At 57.6% G+C, this 18821-nt stretch carries 21 protein-coding genes; 17 read left to right on the top strand and 4 right to left on the bottom strand.

The window, feature by feature from the left end; translation table 11 throughout:
* The first annotated feature begins 75 nt into the window (after positions 1 to 75).
* The 4 genes from CIC07_RS21205 to CIC07_RS21195 all read left to right on the top strand — a co-directional run bounded on the left by CIC07_RS21205 (position 76) and on the right by CIC07_RS21195 (position 3947).
* Positions 76 to 1896, top strand: coding sequence for a glycoside hydrolase family 35 protein (locus CIC07_RS21205; RefSeq protein WP_076359244.1), 1821 nt, complete (start codon positions 76 to 78; stop codon positions 1894 to 1896).
* 206 nt (positions 1897 to 2102) lie between these two features.
* Positions 2103 to 2597, top strand: a complete 495-nt coding sequence (locus CIC07_RS25775) for a metallophosphoesterase (protein WP_346775647.1) — start codon at positions 2103 to 2105, stop codon at positions 2595 to 2597.
* 57 nt (positions 2598 to 2654) lie between these two features.
* Entirely contained in the window at positions 2655 to 3047 is a 393-nt protein-coding gene (locus tag CIC07_RS25770) for a metallophosphoesterase family protein (protein ID WP_346775646.1), read from the top strand.
* Between the two features lie 234 nt (positions 3048 to 3281).
* Complete coding sequence (locus CIC07_RS21195) at positions 3282 to 3947, top strand: hypothetical protein (protein WP_076359246.1); 666 nt, start codon at positions 3282 to 3284, stop codon at positions 3945 to 3947.
* A 64-nt stretch (positions 3948 to 4011) separates the two neighbouring features.
* Here the strand turns inward: CIC07_RS21195 and CIC07_RS21190 are convergent, their stop codons facing one another.
* Entirely contained in the window at positions 4012 to 5052 is a 1041-nt protein-coding gene (locus CIC07_RS21190) for an alkaline phosphatase (RefSeq protein WP_234993078.1), read from the bottom strand.
* A gap of 276 nt (positions 5053 to 5328) precedes the next feature.
* On the opposite strand from CIC07_RS21190, the gene CIC07_RS21185 reads away from it, so the two are divergent.
* The 3 genes from CIC07_RS21185 to CIC07_RS21175 all read left to right on the top strand — a co-directional run bounded on the left by CIC07_RS21185 (position 5329) and on the right by CIC07_RS21175 (position 7129).
* Positions 5329 to 5673, top strand: a complete 345-nt coding sequence (locus CIC07_RS21185; protein ID WP_076359247.1) for a YojF family protein — start codon at positions 5329 to 5331, stop codon at positions 5671 to 5673.
* 26 nt (positions 5674 to 5699) lie between these two features.
* Positions 5700 to 6350 (top strand): bacillithiol biosynthesis deacetylase BshB2, encoded by a 651-nt coding sequence (bshB2, locus tag CIC07_RS21180; protein ID WP_076359326.1) that lies wholly within the window; start codon positions 5700 to 5702, stop codon positions 6348 to 6350.
* A gap of 128 nt (positions 6351 to 6478) precedes the next feature.
* Positions 6479 to 7129, top strand: coding sequence for a hypothetical protein (locus CIC07_RS21175; RefSeq protein ID WP_076359327.1), 651 nt, complete (start codon positions 6479 to 6481; stop codon positions 7127 to 7129).
* Between the two features lie 60 nt (positions 7130 to 7189).
* Here CIC07_RS21175 and CIC07_RS21170 read toward each other — a convergent pair whose 3' ends face one another.
* Positions 7190 to 8020, bottom strand: a complete 831-nt coding sequence (locus tag CIC07_RS21170) for a sugar phosphate isomerase/epimerase family protein (RefSeq protein ID WP_076359248.1) — start codon at positions 8018 to 8020, stop codon at positions 7190 to 7192.
* Positions 8021 to 8269: 249 nt separating this feature from the next.
* Here CIC07_RS21170 and CIC07_RS21165 point away from each other — a divergent pair, with 249 nt between their 5' ends.
* The 10 genes from CIC07_RS21165 to CIC07_RS21120 all read left to right on the top strand — a co-directional run bounded on the left by CIC07_RS21165 (position 8270) and on the right by CIC07_RS21120 (position 17213).
* Positions 8270 to 9340, top strand: coding sequence for a LacI family DNA-binding transcriptional regulator (locus tag CIC07_RS21165; protein ID WP_076359328.1), 1071 nt, complete (start codon positions 8270 to 8272; stop codon positions 9338 to 9340).
* Positions 9341 to 9409: 69 nt separating this feature from the next.
* Positions 9410 to 9859 (top strand): VOC family protein, encoded by a 450-nt coding sequence (locus tag CIC07_RS21160; RefSeq protein ID WP_076359249.1) that lies wholly within the window; start codon positions 9410 to 9412, stop codon positions 9857 to 9859.
* A gap of 135 nt (positions 9860 to 9994) precedes the next feature.
* The gene (locus tag CIC07_RS21155; protein ID WP_076359250.1) at positions 9995 to 10693 is read left to right on the top strand and encodes an SDR family oxidoreductase; all 699 of its coding nucleotides are present in this window, start codon (positions 9995 to 9997) and stop codon (positions 10691 to 10693) included.
* A 26-nt stretch (positions 10694 to 10719) separates the two neighbouring features.
* Positions 10720 to 11604 carry a TolB family protein gene (locus CIC07_RS21150; RefSeq protein ID WP_076359329.1) on the top strand — a complete coding sequence of 295 codons (885 nt, stop codon included), beginning with the start codon at positions 10720 to 10722 and terminating at the stop codon, positions 11602 to 11604.
* Positions 11605 to 11872: 268 nt separating this feature from the next.
* Positions 11873 to 12538: a YhbD family protein gene (locus tag CIC07_RS21145; protein ID WP_076359251.1), complete on the top strand. Its 666-nt coding sequence runs from the start codon at positions 11873 to 11875 to the stop codon at positions 12536 to 12538.
* A complete protein-coding gene (locus CIC07_RS21140) occupies positions 12522 to 13193 on the top strand; it encodes a polymer-forming cytoskeletal protein (RefSeq protein WP_076359252.1) in 672 nt (223 codons plus the stop codon). The genes CIC07_RS21145 and CIC07_RS21140 overlap by 17 nt, the downstream gene beginning before the upstream one ends.
* 21 nt (positions 13194 to 13214) lie before the next feature.
* Positions 13215 to 13949 (top strand): hypothetical protein, encoded by a 735-nt coding sequence (locus CIC07_RS21135; RefSeq protein ID WP_083688647.1) that lies wholly within the window; start codon positions 13215 to 13217, stop codon positions 13947 to 13949.
* Positions 13950 to 14488: 539 nt separating this feature from the next.
* The gene (locus tag CIC07_RS25530; protein ID WP_234993079.1) at positions 14489 to 14770 is read left to right on the top strand and encodes a hypothetical protein; all 282 of its coding nucleotides are present in this window, start codon (positions 14489 to 14491) and stop codon (positions 14768 to 14770) included.
* Positions 14771 to 15087: 317 nt separating this feature from the next.
* Positions 15088 to 16317: an acyltransferase family protein gene (locus tag CIC07_RS21125; protein WP_076359253.1), complete on the top strand. Its 1230-nt coding sequence runs from the start codon at positions 15088 to 15090 to the stop codon at positions 16315 to 16317.
* An 89-nt stretch (positions 16318 to 16406) separates the two neighbouring features.
* Positions 16407 to 17213, top strand: coding sequence for an arylamine N-acetyltransferase family protein (locus CIC07_RS21120; RefSeq protein WP_076359331.1), 807 nt, complete (start codon positions 16407 to 16409; stop codon positions 17211 to 17213).
* 383 nt (positions 17214 to 17596) lie between these two features.
* On the opposite strand, the gene CIC07_RS21115 is transcribed toward CIC07_RS21120, so the two are convergent.
* Both CIC07_RS21115 and csaA read right to left on the bottom strand, forming a co-directional pair.
* Entirely contained in the window at positions 17597 to 18238 is a 642-nt protein-coding gene (locus CIC07_RS21115; RefSeq protein WP_076359254.1) for an HAD family hydrolase, read from the bottom strand.
* 150 nt (positions 18239 to 18388) lie between these two features.
* Positions 18389 to 18721 carry a chaperone CsaA gene (gene csaA, locus CIC07_RS21110; protein WP_076359255.1) on the bottom strand — a complete coding sequence of 111 codons (333 nt, stop codon included), beginning with the start codon at positions 18719 to 18721 and terminating at the stop codon, positions 18389 to 18391.
* Positions 18722 to 18821 lie beyond the last annotated feature (100 nt).

The raw sequence follows: 18821 nt of genomic DNA, 5'->3' as shown, positions 1-18821 counted from the left end.
ATAAGGGAAAGAATTGGACAAGGCGCGGGCTGCGAAGGCAGCGCCGGAAATCCATCCCAAGGAGGAGCTGTCCGTATGACCACTCTGACCATTCAAGGTCCCAAGCTGATGCTCGGGAATCAGGAAATCCGCATCCTTTCCGGAGCGATCCATTACTTCCGAGTCGTGCCGGAGTATTGGAGGGACCGCCTGCTGAAGCTGAAGGCCGCCGGCTTCAATACGGTGGAAACCTATGTGCCGTGGAACCTGCACGAAGCTGTCGAAGGCCAGTTCAATTTCGAGGGCTTGGCGGACATCGAGCGCTTTATCCGGACGGCCGGGGAGCTGGGGCTGCATGTCATCGTCAGGCCAAGTCCTTATATTTGCGCGGAATGGGAGTTCGGGGGCATGCCCGCCTGGCTGCTGAAGGACGGGAACATGCGGCTGCGCTGCGCCTACAAGCCTTTCCTGGACAAGGTGGATGCCTATTACGACGAGCTGATTCCCCGGCTGGCGCCGCTGCTGTCCACGAACGGCGGACCGGTCATCGCGATGCAGATCGAGAATGAATACGGCAGCTACGGCAACGACAAGGAATATTTGGCCCATCTGCGGGATGCCCTTATCCGCCGCGGAGTGGACGTGCTGCTGTTCACCTCGGACGGTCCCTGCGATTTCATGCTGCAGGGCGGCATGGTCGAGGGGGTATGGGAGACGGTCAACTTCGGCTCGCGTCCCGGCGAGGCGTTCGCGGACCTGCTGAAGGCGCAGCCGGATCAGCCGCTCATGTGCATGGAGTATTGGAACGGCTGGTTCGACCATTGGGGCGAGGAGCACCATACCCGCGACGCCGCCGACACGGCTCGGGTGCTGGATGAGATGCTGGCCGCCGGCGCTTCGGTCAACTTCTATATGTTCCACGGCGGCACGAACTTCGGCTTCTACAGCGGGGCCAACCACGGCGAAAAGTTCGAGCCGACGATCACGAGCTACGACTATGACGTGCTGGTGAGCGAATCGGGCGAGATCACGGATAAATTCCATGCGGTGCGCGAGGTCATCGGCAAGTACGCGGAGCTTGGTCCGCTGGAGCTGCCGGAGCCGATTCCAAGCAAGGGCTACGGCAAGGTCGGCCTGTCGGAGCGGGCGCCGCTGTTCTCCGTCCTGGACAGCCTGTCCACCCCGGTGACACGCGCCTGCCCCGAGACGATGGAGCAGCTTGGGCAGAACTACGGCTTCATTTTATACACGACGCATCTGTCCGGACCCCGGGGGGAGAGCCGCCTGACGGCGCAGGAAGTGCGCGACCGCGCGATGGTGTTCGTGGACGGCGAATACAAGGGGACTCTGGAGCGCTGGAATCCGGAGCGGGAGGTAAGCTTCTCCGTGCCCGAGGGAGGCGTGACCGTAAGCCTGCTCGTGGAAAATATGGGCCGCATCAACTACGGTCCGCTGCTCAAGGATCCGAAAGGCGTCACCGAGGGCATCCGCTTCGGCCAGCAGTTCCTCTACGGATGGACGATCCGTTCGCTGCCGCTGGAGGATTTGTCCGGAATCGGCTACGGGACGTCCGGCGCGGGTTCTCCGGATTCAATTGCGAGTGCCGCTGCTGAAGCCTCCGCGAATGAGCCGGCCTTCTACCGCGGGGAGTTCGAGGTAGAGGGAGAGCCGGCGGATACGTTCCTGAACGTGAAAGGCTGGACCAAAGGCGTCGCTTACATCAACGGCTTCAATCTGGGCCGTTACTGGGAGATCGGTCCGCAGGGGACGCTGTACATCCCGGCTCCGCTGCTGAAGTCCGGCGTCAACGAGCTGGTGCTTTTCGAGCTGCATGGCGCCGCCGTCGCGGAGGTCGAGCTCCAGGACCGCCCGGTATTGCAGATCGAGGCAGGCGAGCCCGACAAGCCTTCCGAGTAAAGGCGCGTTGTTTCAGCGGAACCGGCTGAAAAAAAGTTTTCGCCATCCAAGCGGCAGGAGCAACAAATAAGGCCCTGCTCACCTTATCTTTAGGAAAGAGCCGGCAGGAAAAGACTCCAAGGCCGCCGAAAGCTATCCTTTCGGAATAAAGGCGATATGGCAGCGCCATTGAAGCTCGATTGGAGAATATGAGGGAGGTCGGCCACATGAGCGGCACCTTGCAGTTCCGCAAGGACGGCACATTCAAGATCGTTCAATTCACGGATACGCATTGGCAAAACGGCGAGGCGGAGGATCAGCTGACCCGCGCCTTAATGGAAAGGGTGCTGAAGGCGGAGCAGCCGGATCTCGTCGTCTTCACGGGAGATCTGATCTTCAGCCTGCATTGCCGCGACCCGCTGAGCTCGGTGCGCGAAGTCGTCTCCGCTGCGGCGGAGAGCGGCATTCCCTGGGCGGCGGTGCTCGGCAACCATGACGCCGAGGAAGGCTGCGGCGTCAGCCGCGAGGCGGTGCTGCGGGAGCTGATGGCCGCCGGCGGCAGCGTCACCGGCCATGAGCCGGGCATCGGCGGCTGGGGCAATTACGACCGCGCCGTGTTGGGCGCCGACGGCAAGCCCGCCGCGACGCTGTATTTCCTGGACAGCGGCGATTACTCCCGCGTCGATCGGATTCCCGGTTACGGCTGGATCGGCCGGGACTAGACGGAATGGTACCTGTCCCGCTCGGCGGAGCATAGGAAGCTCGGCGGTGGCGAGCCTTTGCCGTCGCTGGCCTTCTTCCACATTCCTCTGCCGGAGTATAATGCAGCCTGGGAATCCGGCTCCTGCTCGGGCAGCCAGCATGAGCGGGTATGCTGCGCCGAGGTGAACGGCGGCTTTTTCGCCGCGATGGCGGAGGCGGGCGATGTGATGGGAACCTTTTGCGGCCACGACCATATCAACGATTACTCGGGAGAGTGGCTCGGCATCCGCCTCTCCTACGGGCGGGCGTCGGGGTATGCCACCTATGGCCGGGAGGGCTTCCAGCGCGGAGCGCGCGTCATTCTGCTGACCGAGGGCAGCCGTGAATTCGATTCCTGGCTGAGGCTGGAGGACGGAACGGTTGAACGGCAGCGGATGAGCGAGGTAGCGGATGGCGCGCCGCTGGCTTGAGCCGAAGAGTTACATCCGAAAGAGTCGGCTGGCTGGGAAGATTCCGCCTGCGGCAAACACGGGCATTTCCAGGTCAGACGGCCCTGATGAAAATGATGAGACTGATTTCAGACTAAAGTCCCCGTTTCGGGACTTTTTTTCTTATTTCGAACAAGTGTTCGCATACCAACGGTCGATAAGCGGCGTTCTAATCATGCAGGGATTCGTACATACTCGAGGAGGACATCATTTTTCATGATTCCAACCGTAACCTTTACATACGCATGGAGCCGCCCCTATCTGCCGGCTGACGGCACAGAGAAAGTTCAGCTGATCATAGAAGCTCAAGGAGCCGCTAGCGGCCAGCCGGCTTCGGAGAAGGTGAAGGACCCCGTCGCTCACGACATGCAGGCCTCCGACTTATTCCGGGAGGAGCTCAACAGCCGGCAAGCCATCGCCGCCCGCAAAGTCAAGCTGACGCTGCAGCCCTCGGATTACATCCGGTTTGACGCCGTATCAGGCCTTGCGGCGGAGGATATTTTCGGCGAAAAAATTATTCATGCCGGAGATATTTACCATAAAGAGTATAAAACCGTTCTGGTAGAGCTGGAAATCATGCCCCATCGGACGGGTACCCATCCCGTCATGCTGCTGGAAATGGAATATAAAAACGGGGTGTGCGGCTCCTCCAGCTCGTTTACGTTGGAGGTGACGGCGGAGTTCACCCGCGATTCGAAGCTGCTGGATCTTCCTCCCCATGCCGGCCTGGATCACCGCATTCAGGCGCTGAGGCAAGCAGGGACTATAGGCCGGCGTTTATTCGAGGACGGAGCCATAGAACGCACCGACGCTTTCCCGACGGTGCTGCTTCCGTCAGCCGGGGGACGGGTAACGGAAGCGGGAACGATCATCCGGTTTTGACCGGAGATGTTCCGGTGGAAATCACAAAAGCTGCTCCTTTAAAGAAGCAGCTTTTTGTCATCTCTTATTTTTTCACCTTGATTCCCATCGCTTCGGCCAGCTTGTGGAATACCTCCGTATTTTCGAACACGCCGGTGAACAACTCGGAACCTCTGCCTGTCGCGGTGACCGGAACGTCGACGCCGGTGTGGCCGGATGTCGTCCAATCCACAACGAAGCTGTCCTTGGAGCCGATGATGGCAAACGGGCCGTCTTCTTTGGAAATGCCGTCGCCGGACTCGTCCTTGTCGTCCACGGCTTCGATGGAGAAGCCGCCTGTCTCATGATCCGCCAGCACGAGCACCAGCGTGTCTGGGTTTTTCTTGGCGAAGTCCTTGGCGATCTGAACCGACTTGTCCAGTTCCTGTCCCGCCTTGATCGTCAGCTTGGCGTTGTTCTCGTGGGCCATCTCATCCGTCGCTTCTTCCTCCACCATCAGGAAGAAGCCTTTTTTATTCGCCGACAGTGTGCTCAGCGCCTTTCGCGTCATGTCCGGAAGAGAGACGACCGGATTGTACAAATCTCCCTGGCCTTCCTCGCGCTGCTGGAACATTTCTTCGTTGGCGAACAGGCCGAGCAGCTTGCCGCTCTTTGCCTTTTGGAGGTCGGCCGAACTCGTGACATAGCTGTAGCCGAGCTTTTTCGCCTTCTCGACGAGGTTTCCTTGCGTTCCCTTGCTCTTCTCGGAAGGATCCTCGGCAGGCTCGTCTTGGAACTTGCCGGCTTGTCCGGCCGGATACCAGAAATCTTCGCCGCCGCCGAGAATGACGTCGACCTTGCTTTTGGTCAGGTATTGAAGCGCGATATCGCTCTGGGCGGAGCGGTCCTCGACATGGGAGGCGAATGCTGCTCCCGTCGCATCCGTGACTTGGCTGGTCGTCACGATTCCAGTGGAGCGGCCGGTTTCCTTGGCATATTCGAGGATCGTTTTCACCGATTTTTTGCTGGCATCCATGCCGATCGCACCGTTATAGGTTTTGACTCCACTGGCGTAGGCCGTAGCGGAAGCAGCGGAATCGGAAATGATTGATTTGACCGCATAAACTTTCTGGTCATAGAATTTCAATCGGACGCATCTCCGCCAGCGGCATTTTCCCCGGACCGCTCCGTTGTGGTAGGGTAGAAGCAGAGGTCTCGGATGTTAAGCCGAGTCAGCCGCAGACAAGCCTTGGAAATGACGACCTCGAACCGGCTTTTTTTATAAGCGGTTAATCCAGGAAGTTTACTTGCAATTTCCTTCTGATGAGCGTATCTTTTTTTCTACAGAAGGAGTTTGATGCAGACGTCTGCCGCCTTCCTCAATGGCGGAGAGTCAGCTTGATATCGGATAGGAGGGACGAGGATGCAGCTCATCAACGCGCTTGAAGTCCAGCGCCGCATCGACCAGCTGAAGGATCAGGACATTTATCTTCACCTTGAAATGACGACGGGCGCCTACGCGTCCCATAACGATAGCTCGAAGCACCCGGCGGCTACGTTCATCAGCAATGCCTCCATTCAATATTCGCAGGGCTCGATTTCGGGTGTCGGCCCTTTCCGGGTCGGCCTGAAGATGGAGCGGGGATGGGTGTACTCCGAAGGACTGACCCATTACGAAGAGACCGAGCCGGAGCGGCTGATCCTGGCCGGCCATGACAGCGCGGGCAAGCTGGTCGTGGCGCTGCAGCTGAGCCGGGAGCCGTTCTGATGGCGGCGGAGAAAGGAGAGATCGGTATGAACAAGCGTATACTAGTCGTGCTCCCTCACCCCGATGACGAATGCTTCGGCCTGTCGGGCACGCTGGCCAAAATGATCCGGGAAGGCGCCGAGGTCACCTATGCCTGCCTGACGCTCGGAGAAATGGCCCGCACGATGGGCATTCCGCCGTTTGCGAACCGGGTCACGCTGCCTCAGGTGCGCAAGCTGGAGCTGGAGGCCTCATGCCGAATCATCGGCATTCAGGATCTGCGCATGCTGGGCTTCCACGACAAGACAATCGAGTTCGAGGAGCGGGAGCTGCTCGACGGCGGCATCGGCGCCATTCTGGAGGAGCTGAAGCCGGATATCGTGTTCACCTTCTATCCCGGCTACAGCGTGCATCCGGATCACGACGCGACCGGCGCAGCCGTCGTCCGCGTCATCGGAGGCCTTCCGGAGAAGGATCGGCCCATCGTGTACTGCATGGCTTTCGCGAGAGATCATCAGCTGGCCATCGGCATGCCGGATACCGAGTTCGACGTGAGCGACTATCTGAAGCAGAAGATCGGCTCCATCCAGGCGCATCGGTCCCAGTTCCAGGTTCCGGGGCTGGATGACAAGAAGCCGTCCCGCGAAGTCCGGGAACGCTTCGGCACGGAGCGGTTCTGGACGTACCGGTTTGAATAATGGCAGCAGAGGCCGTCCTTTTCAGGGCGGTCTCTTTTCTTTTGCTCTCTTGCAGCCGATAAGTGGAAGGAGGAAGGAAATCCTATCCTTTCCAGAAGAAGCTCGATCTCAGGGGGGAAAAAGAAACCATGAACAAACATCTCTTCATCGGCACCATGGTTGCGCTGAGCCTGACGCTCTCCGCCTGCGGCGGCAAAAATGATCCGGCATCGTCCACTGCGCCGCAGGCATCCGCGCCGGCGGCTTCGACGAAACCGGCTGCGGAAGGCGATTCCGGGAAGGCCGAAGGCAAGGTCGAGGTCGACAAGGGCCTGTTCCATAATGAAATCACGATTCCGGCCTCCATGCTGGACGGGCAGGATTTGGACGCCGTCATCGCCAAGGCGAAGGTAGACGGCGTCAAGGAAGCGACGAAGAACGCAGACGGCTCCGTGACCTACAAAATGACCAAGGATGTCTACAGCAAGATGATCGGCGGCATGAAGGACAACCTGCTGGAGGGCATCGAGGAGCTGAAGAGCGGCAAGGACTTCGCTTCGGTCAAGGATATCGAGCATAACGATTCCTTCACGGAGTACACGCTCATCGTGGATAAGGCCGCCTACGAAGGGAGCTTCGACGCGTTCGCCGCTCTTGGCGTCGCTTTGCCGTCCATGCTTTATCAGGTCTACAGCGGGACGGATTCGGACAAGACGAAGGTCACCGTCCATATCCAGGACCAGGCATCGGGCGAAGTGTTCAACACGGTCGTGTATCCCGATGCGATGAAGAACGGCTGATCGCTCTGTACGGACGTTAAAGCCCGCCCCGTCGATCGGGGCGGGCTTTTGTGCTCCTGCTCAGAGCCGGATTCCAAACTCCGCGGCCACGCCGCGGATATAGGCGGCTGCCTGCCGATAGTCCTCGTTGGTCGACAGATGCTCGATGATCAGCGTTGTATCGGGATGAAGCTTGTTCAGCTCCGTCAGGAAGATCCGGTAGTCCAGCGCTCCCGTGCCCGGGATGACCTCGTCCAGATGCACGGTCAGCTTGCCGCCGAGCCGGATATCCTTGGCATGGCAATTGCGGATATGAGGCCCCAGCTTCCGGAAGAAGTCCTCGATCAGCTCCCCGTTCCGATAATAGGCGCGGGGGCTGGAGATGATGTTGACGGGATCGAAATGCACGCCGAATCCGGGTCGGTCGATCGCCCGGATCAGATCCAGATAGGAATCCGCGGAGTCCGGGAATACCCAGGGCATCATCTCCAGGGCGAATACGGTCCGCTCCGGCTTCACGGCGTCGATGATGCCGCGGGTCGTCTCGACGATCAGCTCGAATGTCTCGCTGCTGAAGTTGTCCGGATCGGGGCCGTCCCATTGCCCGCCCCGCGATCCGGCGATATTGACGCAGCAGCCCGCGCCGATATGCTCCGCAAGCTTCAGCCGCTCGATGCAATAAGCGGCCGCCCGGCTCCGCGTCTCCTCATCCCGGCTGATGGGATTGCTCCAGGCGCCGACCTCGGAGATGAGAATGTCGCGCCTGCCCGCAGCCTTCACGTAATCGTCGACCTCCTCAAGGTCTTTGCCGTCCACGGGGCAGGGGGCGGCGCGGAAACCCGCTTCCGCCATCGCCTCTGACCAGCTCTCCGCGTTCATCTCCTCCAGAAACACTTGTCCGCCCAGTCTCATTCGCAATCCCGCCCTTTGCTCGCATCGTCTGTGGAGCCGGTCCGATGTTCCGGTCCGCATCGCTTCCCATGCACTGTTAACAGCGCTTTCATCATTCAGTATAGCATATCGTAAACGCGCGTTCATACCCATTCGGAATAAAATCAATCCGCTTTTTCCTGATCTGCCGAGGAAGTTGACAGCGCTTTCCATTCTGCGTATAGTGGAAGGTGTAAACACGTGTTCACGCTGAAGGGAGCTTGCAGCCGGATGAAAAAGACCGATATCAACAGCGTGGAAATCGCGAGGCTGGCGGGGGTGTCCCGCAGCACCGTGAGCAGGGTCATCAACAATTACTCCAATGTCCCCGTCCACACTCGGGAGAAGGTCATGGAGGTCATCCGGGAGCATAATTACTTCCCGAACGCTTCCGCCCAGATGCTGGCCGGCAAGCGCTCCCGCACGATCGGGCTGTTTCTGATCGAGCCCGGCACTGTCGCCAGCGACACGCTGACCAACATGCTCATCGTGAGCGTCATCGAGCATGCTTCGTCCCTCGGGTACTTCGTGCTGACCCATATTATCCGGGATCCGGCCGATACGGTCACGCTCCGCAGGGTCAAGGAAATATTCTTTCAGCGCCGGATCGACGGCGGCATCTTCATCGGAGCGGCGATCCGGGAGCCCTTCCTGGACGAGCTGGCGGCGGAGGGCTTCACGATCGGAATCGTGGATCAGGTGCAGGGCGGCCGGCAGCAGCCGGGCCGGCTGACGGCGGAGTTCAACAACGCGCTCGGCATGGAGCAGGCCGTCTCGTATTTGCATAAGCACGGCCACCGGAATATCGCACTCATCAACGGCGATATGAACCGGCTGTCCGGTCCGCAGAAATACGAAGGCTTTCTGGACGCCATGCGGAAGAACGGCCTGACCGTCCGTCCCGAGTGGGTGCTGTCCGGAAGCTTCAGCGAAAGCGGCGGTTATGCGGCCGCGCAGCATCTGCTCCAGGCAGGCGGACCGCTTCCAACCGCCCTCATCGCGGCCAATGACAGCGCAGCCTTCGGCGCTGTCCGGGCGCTGCGGGAGCATGGACTGGCCGTGCCGGAGGAGATGTCCGTCATCGGGTTCGACGACCATCCGCTCAGCAGCCGGCATCAGCCCGCACTCACGACGATCCGCTTCGACATGGGGGAGATGCTGCAGGGGCTGACCTCGGCGCTGATCGGAGAGATCGAGCGAGGACAGGAGGGGTCGGACGAGGACGATCCGGCCGCCGTCCCCGTCCGTTCGATCCGGCAGGACTGCAGCCTTGTCATCCGGGATTCCTGCCGGAGAATCTGACCGCAAGACATCGACAAGAGCATTTTCATGAGAGACAACACTCCCAAACCGGAAAGGAAGCTGCTCCCTATGGCAGGATTGCTTGGAAACAACATCGTGACCCAGATTGGAATTCTCGTCCACGATATCGACAAGGTCAGCCAGGCCTACGCGGATTTCTTCGGCATTCCGAAGCCGGAGGCGATGCTGACCGACGCGGCCGACGCCGCGCAGACCGAATTCATGGGAGCCCCCAGTCCCGCCCGCGCCAAGCTGGCGTTCATCGACATGGGCTCGCTGCAGCTGGAGCTGATCGAGCCGGACGAGCATCCCAGCACATGGAGGAACTTCCTTGATGAGCATGGGGAAGGCCCCCATCATATCGCTTTTGTCATTGAAGGGATGAAGGAGAAGATCATGCTGCTGGAGGGCAAAGGCTTCCCGCTGCAGCAGAAGGGCGAGTATACCGGAGGCCGGTACGCCTACATCGATACGATTCCGCAGCTGAAGATGCTCGTGGAGCTGCTGGAGAACGACTAGAAGCAAGACCGCATGGACTTGGCCCGCATCCGAAGCGGACCATGGACAGACGGTATTCAGCTCGACGGGACAGCGCCTGGATCCGCCGAATAGGATGGACAGGAGACCAGCCCGATCCAAGGAGGCAACGCGGATATGAACATTCTCATTACGGGAGCCGGAAGGGGACTCGGCTTCGAGCTGGCTGCCGAAGCTCTGGAGCGCGGCCATTACGTCCTCGCAGGCATGCGGGAGCCGCAGGACAAGAGCGCGGCCATGCAGTCTCTCGAGGCGGATTTTCCCGGGAAGCTGGCAAGCGTGCGTCTTGACGTGAGAGACGAGGCGGGAATCGCGGAGCTGGCCGCCTCTCTCAAGCGGGAGGGCGTGCAGCTCGGCGCCATCGTCAACAACGCAGCGGTGCTGAAGGCTCGCGACACGGCTATCGAGGAGCTTGACATGAAGGATGTCGAGCATTCCTTCGACGTCAACCTGTACGGGCCGATGCGCGTCGTGAAGCATCTGCTGCCGCTGCTTCTCCAGCCTCGGGCTTCCATCGTCAACATTTCCTCCGAGGCGGGCAGCTTGACGGGCGCCCATCCCGGCGACTATCCGTACGGCATCACGAAGGCTGCGCTGAACATGTTCACCGAGCAGCTGCGCAGCCTGCTGGGGGCGGACGGCGTGCAGGTGCTCAGCGTGCATCCGGGCTGGATGCGGACGGATATGGGCGGCGAGAGCGCGCCTACTGATCCTCGCCGGAGCGCGGCGGGCATTCTGGACTTGATCGAGCGCAAGACGGAATTGCAGTCGAAGTTCCATTTCGTCGATTACGAAGGCAAGGAAATGCCGATCTAATATCTATGCAGAGCGGAGGCAAAGCGATGAAAACGAGAAGAGGGCAGGGAGCGCGCCTGAAGGAAGACCGCGGCGTCGTCAGCATCCTCGAGACGCTGGATATCGGGACGGGCGAGCGAACCGTGCTGGCCGAGTTCGAGGAGCTCATCGAAGCTCCGAACTGGACGGCCGACGGCAAAAGGCTGATCTACAACAGCGGCGGTCTGCTGCATTCGTTCGATCTGGCAAGCCGGACAAGCGCTCCGATCGACTCCGGCTTCGCCGATTGGTGCAACAACGACCATGTGCTTTCTCCGGACAACTCCCAGGTCGCCGTCAGCCATCATGCCGAGGAGGACGGGCAATCCCGGATCTATGTCCTTCCGCTGGCGGGCGGACAGCCGGTGCTCGTGACGCCGATGGCGCCGAGCTACCTGCACGGCTGGTCGCCGGACGGCCGCATGCTGGCCTACTGCGCCGAGCGGGACGATGCGTACGACATCTACACGATTCCCGTCCATGGCGGGGTAGAGACAAGGCTGACGGATGCGCCCGGTCTGGACGACGGGCCGGAGTATTCGCCGGACGGCAGGCACATCTGGTTCAACTCCACCCGCAGCGGCCTGATGCAGATCTGGCGGATGGACGCAGACGGCGGGGAGCAGATCAGAATGACGGACGAGGAAAGCAACAACTGGTTTCCCCATGTCTCGCCGGACGGCCGCTCCGTCGCCTATATCGCCTACCGCAAGGGAGATGTCGCCCCCGCCGACCATCCTCCGAACAAGCAGGTGGAGCTTCGCCTCATGCCGGCCGCAGGCGGTCCTTCCCGGGTGCTGGCCGAGCTGTTCGGCGGACAGGGGACGATGAACGTCAACTCCTGGTCGCCGGACAGCCGTCAGCTGGCTTTCGTGAGCTACCGGCCGCGCTGAATCGGTTCATTCCAGCCGAGGGAGCTCAGGCCAAAGGCCCGAATCCTCCACGCATATATGGCGAATCCTAGTGCAAGTCAGTACCAGCCGTTCGATCTGATGAGCATAAGCCGGGCTCCGCTGATCTCTCGCCTGAGAGATCGCGGAGCCTATTTGCTTTTCCGTGTAGTCCCGCCTCCTTCTCCAGGAGGAGATCCGCTCCGGCTGCAAACGGATTTACAACGTAACAATGTTATGTTACGTTATTAGCAGCAAGGGAGGCTGCTTCATGGAGGAAGAGTTGATTTCCAAGAAAGAACTGCTGGAGATGACCGGCATCTCCTATGGCCAGCTGTACCGGTGGAAGCGCAAGCAGCTGCTGCCGGAGGATTGGTTCATACGCAGATCCGCGTTCACGGGGCAAGAAACCTTTTTCCCCCGCCAGCAAGTGCTGGGACGCATCCGCCAGATCATGAACATGAAGGAAGGCCTGTCGCTGGACGAGTTGGCGGATCTGTTCTCGCCGGCTCCGGCAGAGGTGGATTTGAGCCGTGGAGATCTGCTTTCGCGGAACATTGTTTCGCGGGCGGCGCTGGAGTACAGCGAGCCGTATCTGGGGACGCCGCATACGTACAGCTTCCAGCAGCTGCTGATTTTGTACGTGTTCGATTGCAGCCTGCAGACGGGACAGATTCATTTGGAAGAAGGCAAGGCCGTGCTGGCCGTGCTGCTGGATGATCTTGGCCGCCTGGAGGAGTATGAAGGCGAGCTGGTGCTGCTGCGCAAGATGGGCATGTCTCTTGTCCTGCTTCTGTCCGGGGACCGGGAATTCTATGCGGAGAAGGATGCCAGGATCGCGCTGCGCATTCCGATCGCGAAGAAGACCGAGGAGCTGAAGCTGAAACTATCGGCCCGGGAAGGGCGAATGGAGGATTCAAATGGGAACGAGGAATGATTTAATCATCTCCGGAATCGGCGTCTCTTCCGGCGGAGACGTCGGAGCGGTTCGGATCGACGGCGTGGGCACGATAAACGGAGCTCTGTCCTGCGAAGAGGAATTCGTCGTGAACGGCAAGGCGACGGTGAAGGGCGGCGTGGAGGCGCGGAAGACCGTCATCAATGGAATGGTGACGATTGAAGGGCCGCTTCGGACGGAAGGATGCACGGTTGAAGGCAAGCTCAAGATGGAGGGGAACCTGGCTGCGGAGTCGATCCAGATCAACGGCAGCGTCACCGTCCACGGGAGCGTCGAGGCGGAAAGGCTGGCCTCGAACGGCAAGCTGCAGATGGACTCGCTCAATGCGGACGAGATCAAGCTCATGCTGCAAGGAAGCAGCAGCATCCGCGAGATCGGAGGCGGCACGATCGAGGTCATCGAGCTGGAGAAATCGTCCTCAAGGTGGCTGAAGCTGCTGCCGGTGTCCTTGGAGAACAGCCTCACCGCGCAAGTCATCGAAGGCGATGTCATCTACCTGGAGAACACGGCGGCCGGAGTGGTGCGCGGCGCAGTCGTCCGCATCGGACCGGGCTGCGAGATCGGCCTGGTGGAATACAAGGAGAGCTTCGAGCTGTCGGACGGCTCCGTTGTGAAAAGCAATGCCCGGCTGTAGCGCCGGAAGGAGGGATTGGCCGTGAATACGGATTCTGCAAGCCCATACCAGGGAAATCTGAAGCTGACGGGGACCTCCACCACGATGGGAGGCAGCTACGACAAGGTCCGGATCGTCGGGGATGCCGTCGTGAGCGGCGGCATCGCATGCAGCGGGATGAGATGCATCGGCACTTACGACATCAAGGGCAGTCTCGACGCGGGGAGCATCCGGCTCGTAGGCGACGGGGTCTCGGAAGCTCTGCGCGCCGGAACGGTGAAGCTGACCGGGAAGGCGGTCGTCGGACGGGATGCCGAGATCGGCGAGCTGGCGGGAGCGGGGGATATCGAGGTGGGCGGCGTTCTCAAGGCCGGAGACATCAGCCTGCGCGGCAGCTTGAGAGTCGCAGGAGATTGCGGAGCGGAGCGGTTCCGGCCAAAAGGGATGTTCGCGATCGGCGGTCTGCTGAACGCCGGCGACATCGACATCAAGCTGTACCAGAGCTCTTCCGCCAAGGAAATCGGAGGCGGCAGGATCGAGGTCGCTCGCGGAAGCGTCATCAGTCCGCTCAGCCTCGTATTCCGTCCCTCGTCGGATGCGGTCCTTGAGGCTTCCGTCATCGAAGGCGACGATATTCATCTTGAGCATACCCGCGCAGGAATCGTGCGGGGCAGCCGGATCACGATCGGGGAGGGCTGCGAGATCGGTCAGGTGGAGTATAAGGAGCGGCTCGATGTGAAGCGCGGCGCCGCGGTGGGGGAGCAGCGGAAGGTGTGACTGACCTTTCGAGCAAGAGACGCGTGAACAAGGAGCCGTTATAGAAGATGCCTACCCGTACAGGTATGGAAAGGCCGTTCCAGGGCGGGCATATATGAACCCCAAGAAAAAGAGATGCAAAAAGAACATACGAATTCCGTATGTTCTTTTTGCGTATCCTTGATTAATACCCTCAGGAATAGCTTTATGATTCGGACCCTTCCTATGTCCAATAAAAGAAGTTATGGTAGATTTTATATTTATAATGATTTAACTGGTTCCATATCAAAAATCTATACTCTGCAATCACATCTCCCGAGAGTTGCTAAAGTATGCTTCCCAATCTGCCTCTTTTGAGTAACCTGAATACATTTCTTCGCTGTCATGCAGTGATAAATGTTCGCTTAATTTTATGACGAAATTATGTGGATCATATTTATTATCTAGAAAAATAAACCAAAAGTACCAAATTAAATAGTTCTTATTTATCATTCCATTTTTTAGGTTATAACCATATAATAAAATTTTTATTAAATACAAAATTGAAAGGATGATAGTTAATGGAAAACAAATTTTTGAAGGTTGTGGGTACGACTACTTTGGCTATTTCACTTATTACTGGAGCCTCCAGCGCTGTTTTGGCAAATGCGGATACAGCATCCAAAGAAGGAAATAAGGCTATTGAAATTACTCCCTATGCAATAAAGGATACACTTACTTGGGATTTGCTGGGCAATAAAACCGACCCAACAAACAGCTTCAGTGTGACAATCGGAGCTCCAAATATTAAGCTATATGCAAAAAATACAGGAGCTGCATCATTTAGAGTTGAAGTAAAATAGCAAGAATACAGTTATCTTTAATGAAACCATTCACAGGAAAAGAATTTATTAATAATGATAGTAATCCACTTGTTCCTTCTGGCACTTATACTGTGACTATATACGGTGGATCAGGTCTTCCAAAAGGACAAATTGTACTTAAAAGTTCTGACACTAAGTGGTGAAATAGAGGTTAGAAAATAGCGTTATGATTTTGCAATACAGATACAACACGAGTTGTATCTGTATTGTTTTTTATTTTGTGACGCTAAAGTATCAAAGGACTCACGCGCAATTTGCATGTTAAAATAGTTTGATTCATGAAAGAAGGGAGAAAAATGAACAAAGAGATATCTGAAACCAAACGATTGTATTTAGACGGCATCAGGGGACTGGCGGCATTTGCCGTCGTTGTTTCGCATTATATCCAAGTCTTTTATCCGGCTGCGTTAAATGGAAAGCCGCAGCAGGCTCATTTTGAATGGGATGTCTGGTACGGACATTCTCCCATCAATTTATTTTTTAACGGACAATTTGCCGTTTGCCTGTTTTTTGTGCTCAGCGGGTATGTGCTCAGTGTCAAAATGGTTGAAGAAATCGATAGCGAGACCTTTCTAAAGATGCTGCAATCCAGCGCCATACGCAGGTACATTCGGCTTGCTGTGCCGGCAGCAGTATCGGTATTCCTTGTGTATCTGGCCCTTGTCATGAATGCCTTCCATCTCCACGAAATATGGGAAACAACATGGACGGACATGAAAAAGGATTATTACGCTTTAGATCCCAATCTATATACCGTCATCAAGGCCGCTATTTTCGATCCGTTTTTCCGGTTCAAGGCGCATGCTTACAATCCAGTCCTTTGGACCATGAGCTATGAGCTGGCAGGTTCTTTTTTGATTTTCGGATTTCTTGCTTTATTTGGACGAGTGAAAAAAAGATGGATTGTGTATGCGGTTCTGTCCCTTGCTTTTATTCAAACCTATTTTGTCGCCTTTTTGTGGGGAATGTTGCTTGCCGATCTGCTCAAGCACAGATGGGTCCAAAGTAAAATACTGCCGGTACTTGCGCTTATCATGGGAATTTACTTAGGCTCGGCGCCTTATACTCCATTAATGGGCACGATGTACGAACCCATACAAGTGTGGACACAACATATCCATGAATGGATCCAACTCAATCTCGATCCACGGCTTCTTGCGCGAACGCTGGGTTCTTTCCTGATCCTGTTCGCCCTTCTTCGTTTGAAGACGCTACAGCATTTGTTCGGATGGAGAATGTTTGCCTATTTAGGGAAGGTTTCATTTTCCCTCTATCTCATTCATTTCACTTTTCTCACTACGTTCTCGGCGTTTCTGTTCAGTAAATGGATTCATCATTTCAGCTACAATGTGGCCTATGCAATGACGTTCATGGCTTCCATGGCGCCCTTATTTGTTTTGTCGCATTATTATATGAAATATATCGATCAAGGCGCATTGAAGCTGGCTCGCCTAGTTGAAAGGAAGATGGCCGCATCAAGCGATAAACGCAAAGCCAAAACCGACAACTCTGCGTTTTTTGGATAGATTATAGGGCTTTACGGACTGCATGGAGGGGTTCCTCCAGCTCGCCAGGTGTGGTACAACTAGGAAAACGCCGAAGCGAGGTGCCGACGATGAACCTGCAGCCATTGCCTTTGCCGGATGCCGAATTCCTGTCCGAGCCGATGATTGATGCCTATCTGGAGCGGATCGGTTACGAGGGCGCGCGAGAGGCGTCCGCCGAGACGCTCTTTGCCCTTCAGAAATGCCATGTCCACACGGTTCCCTACGAGACGCTGGATGTCGTGGGCGGCATCCCGATCTCTCTGTCGATCCAAGATTTGTACGACAAAATCGTCCGGCGCCGGCGGGGCGGCTACTGCTTCGAGCAGAACGCGCTGTTCGGAGCTCTGCTGCAGGCGCTGGGCTTCCGGGTGACGAATTACTTCGGCCGCTTCTGGCGGGACGAGAGCCCGCTGCCTCCGAAGCGTCGCCACCATATCCTGCAGGTCGCGCTGGACGGGCGGCGGTACATGTGCGATGTCGGCGCCGGGGCCGGGTCGCCGGTCTACCCTTTGACCATCGAGGAAGGAACCGTGCAGGAGCAGGACGCGGAAGCCTACCGCTTCACTCGGGACGAGGTCTACGGCTGGATGCTCTGGGAGCGGAAGCGGGGCGAGTGGAGCTGGGTGTATAGCTTTGCGGAGGATCCGCATCTGCCGATGGACTTCGCCGCATCGTCGTTCTGGTGCCAGCATGCTCCCGACTCGCCCTTCCGCCAGGAGAACAAGGCTTCGATTCGGACTCCGCATGGCCGCAACACGCTGCTGGGGGGCGAATTCCGCATTTTCGAGCTCGATTCGGTGCGGATAGAGACGCCTGCTGATGAGGAGCAGTACGCGGAGGCTCTGGAGCGCTGCTTTGGAATCCGCCGTGAATAGGCGATGCCGGAAGCCTGTGTTTTTGTGAGTCGAAACCAATTCTCTCGCCTGCTTCCCCGCTTGGAAAGGGTTATGCAGAAGAGCGGATTTCCGCGCCTTGCTCGTTTTGGAGCGGGAGCCGCTTGAGATCAAAAAAAATGATGTCCCGTCTGCTTGCAACAGCCTGGGACATCCTATTTCTACTGTTTTCGGACATACGATCCTTTAAATGGTCTCTCGGACAGGTTTTTTCGATTTATCGGACATACGATCCGTTATTTGCCTGTTTCATCCGCCATTCAAGGCTAAATCAGATGAATAGCGGAACCAATGTCCGATAAATCCGCTTTTAGGCCATATTGGCTAAAATAGCGGAACCAATGTCCGGTACATAGGAGATTCCATTAAAGCTCCGAGTGCTTGATGCCGCTGATCCGATCGACCGTGAAATCCGCCTCCGACAGATCCTGATTGCCCGAGTTGGGATTGATGAACCCGATCGCCCGCATGCCGGCGGACTTGGCCGCTCTCACGCCGTTGCGCGAGTCTTCCAGCACGACGCAGTCGGCAGGCTGGACGCCGAGCACGGCTGCCGCTTCCAGGTAGACGTCGGGAGCCGGCTTGCCCTGCGGGACTTCCTCGCCGCTGACGATGCAGCCGAAATAATCGGCGAGGCCGAATTTGCCCAGAACCGCTTCAATGAAAATGCGCGGGGAGGAAGAAGCCAAGCCGATTGCGATGCCGCGGGACTTGAGCTCATCCAGCAGCTCGCGGATGCCTTCGATGGGTTCGATCTCCAGCTTATCCAGCTCCTGAAGCTTGTCCTTGAGCTGGTAGGCGATGATCTCCTCGGTCGTATGGGTGAAGCCGTATTGTTCCTTGATTGCCGCCCACATGGCGGGATTGGTCATCCCCACGTAGGGTTCTAGTTCCGTCTGCGTAATTTCCGCTCCAAGATAGGCCATCACCCTGATGTCCACGTCGAAGTGAAGCGGCTCGCTGTCGATGATGACACCGTCCATGTCGAACAAAAAAGCTTTGATCATGAGGTTGCGCCTCCGAATAGGTTGTATTTAGGGATGCATATGATGCTGAAATCAGACTTCGCCCGTCGTTCATGCAGCTTCTATGATTCTCAGTTGCCATCGTTTTGGTGAAGCTTTCGTGATCGCTTCCATAGCTTCTATAACTGGCCTTTAAGCGATCGGAGTGCCGCAAGGCACATCGCTGTCGGGACGCAGCAGCACGACGTCGCCATCTTCCGGACAGCCGCCAAGCACGAGCACCTCGGAGCGGTAGCCGGCGATGCGGCGCGGCGGGAAGTTCACGACAGCGGTGATTTGCCGTCCGATCAGCTCCTCCGGAGCGTAACGCTTCGTGATCTGAGCCGAGGACTGCTTGAGGCCGAGCTCCCCGAAATCAATGGTCAGCTTGATCGCCGGCTTGCGCGCCTCGGGAAAAGGCTCCGCCGTCCGGATCGTGCCGATGCGGATGTCCAGCTTCAAAAAATCCTCCAAACTAGCTTCCATTCTTCAGCCTCCTTCGAATCTCTTGTACGATGCGGCGGCGAACCGGCTGCAGCGGATGAAGGACGAGCTCGGTCCGTTCTTCGATCTGCCCTCCGTCCAG

The organism is Paenibacillus sp. RUD330 (assembly GCF_002243345.2).
Classification (GTDB): Bacteria; Bacillota; Bacilli; order Paenibacillales; family Paenibacillaceae; genus Paenibacillus_O.
The sequence above is the reverse complement of the archived record's forward strand: the minus strand, read 5'-3'. Positions and strand labels throughout refer to the sequence as shown.

Excerpts from the sequence above, each read along its gene's own strand:
- CIC07_RS21155 (WP_076359250.1), top strand. The coding sequence starts at position 9,995 with ATGAACATTCTCATTACGGGAGCCGGAAGGGGACTCGGCTTCGAGCTG.
- CIC07_RS21185 (WP_076359247.1), top strand. The coding sequence starts at position 5,329 with ATGCAGCTCATCAACGCGCTTGAAGTCCAGCGCCGCATCGACCAGCTG.
- CIC07_RS21145 (WP_076359251.1), top strand. The coding sequence starts at position 11,873 with ATGGAGGAAGAGTTGATTTCCAAGAAAGAACTGCTGGAGATGACCGGC.
- CIC07_RS21170 (WP_076359248.1), bottom strand. The coding sequence starts at position 8,020 with ATGAGACTGGGCGGACAAGTGTTTCTGGAGGAGATGAACGCGGAGAGC.
- csaA (WP_076359255.1), bottom strand. The coding sequence starts at position 18,721 with ATGGAAGCTAGTTTGGAGGATTTTTTGAAGCTGGACATCCGCATCGGC.
- CIC07_RS21115 (WP_076359254.1), bottom strand. The coding sequence starts at position 18,238 with ATGATCAAAGCTTTTTTGTTCGACATGGACGGTGTCATCATCGACAGC.
- CIC07_RS25530 (WP_234993079.1), top strand. The coding sequence starts at position 14,489 with ATGGAAAACAAATTTTTGAAGGTTGTGGGTACGACTACTTTGGCTATT.
- CIC07_RS21175 (WP_076359327.1), top strand. The coding sequence starts at position 6,479 with ATGAACAAACATCTCTTCATCGGCACCATGGTTGCGCTGAGCCTGACG.
- CIC07_RS21205 (WP_076359244.1), top strand. The coding sequence starts at position 76 with ATGACCACTCTGACCATTCAAGGTCCCAAGCTGATGCTCGGGAATCAG.
- CIC07_RS21150 (WP_076359329.1), top strand. The coding sequence starts at position 10,720 with ATGAAAACGAGAAGAGGGCAGGGAGCGCGCCTGAAGGAAGACCGCGGC.
- CIC07_RS21125 (WP_076359253.1), top strand. The coding sequence starts at position 15,088 with ATGAACAAAGAGATATCTGAAACCAAACGATTGTATTTAGACGGCATC.
- bshB2 (WP_076359326.1), top strand. The coding sequence starts at position 5,700 with ATGAACAAGCGTATACTAGTCGTGCTCCCTCACCCCGATGACGAATGC.
- CIC07_RS21120 (WP_076359331.1), top strand. The coding sequence starts at position 16,407 with ATGAACCTGCAGCCATTGCCTTTGCCGGATGCCGAATTCCTGTCCGAG.
- CIC07_RS21165 (WP_076359328.1), top strand. The coding sequence starts at position 8,270 with ATGAAAAAGACCGATATCAACAGCGTGGAAATCGCGAGGCTGGCGGGG.
- CIC07_RS21160 (WP_076359249.1), top strand. The coding sequence starts at position 9,410 with ATGGCAGGATTGCTTGGAAACAACATCGTGACCCAGATTGGAATTCTC.
- CIC07_RS21140 (WP_076359252.1), top strand. The coding sequence starts at position 12,522 with ATGGGAACGAGGAATGATTTAATCATCTCCGGAATCGGCGTCTCTTCC.
- CIC07_RS21195 (WP_076359246.1), top strand. The coding sequence starts at position 3,282 with ATGATTCCAACCGTAACCTTTACATACGCATGGAGCCGCCCCTATCTG.
- CIC07_RS25775 (WP_346775647.1), top strand. The coding sequence starts at position 2,103 with ATGAGCGGCACCTTGCAGTTCCGCAAGGACGGCACATTCAAGATCGTT.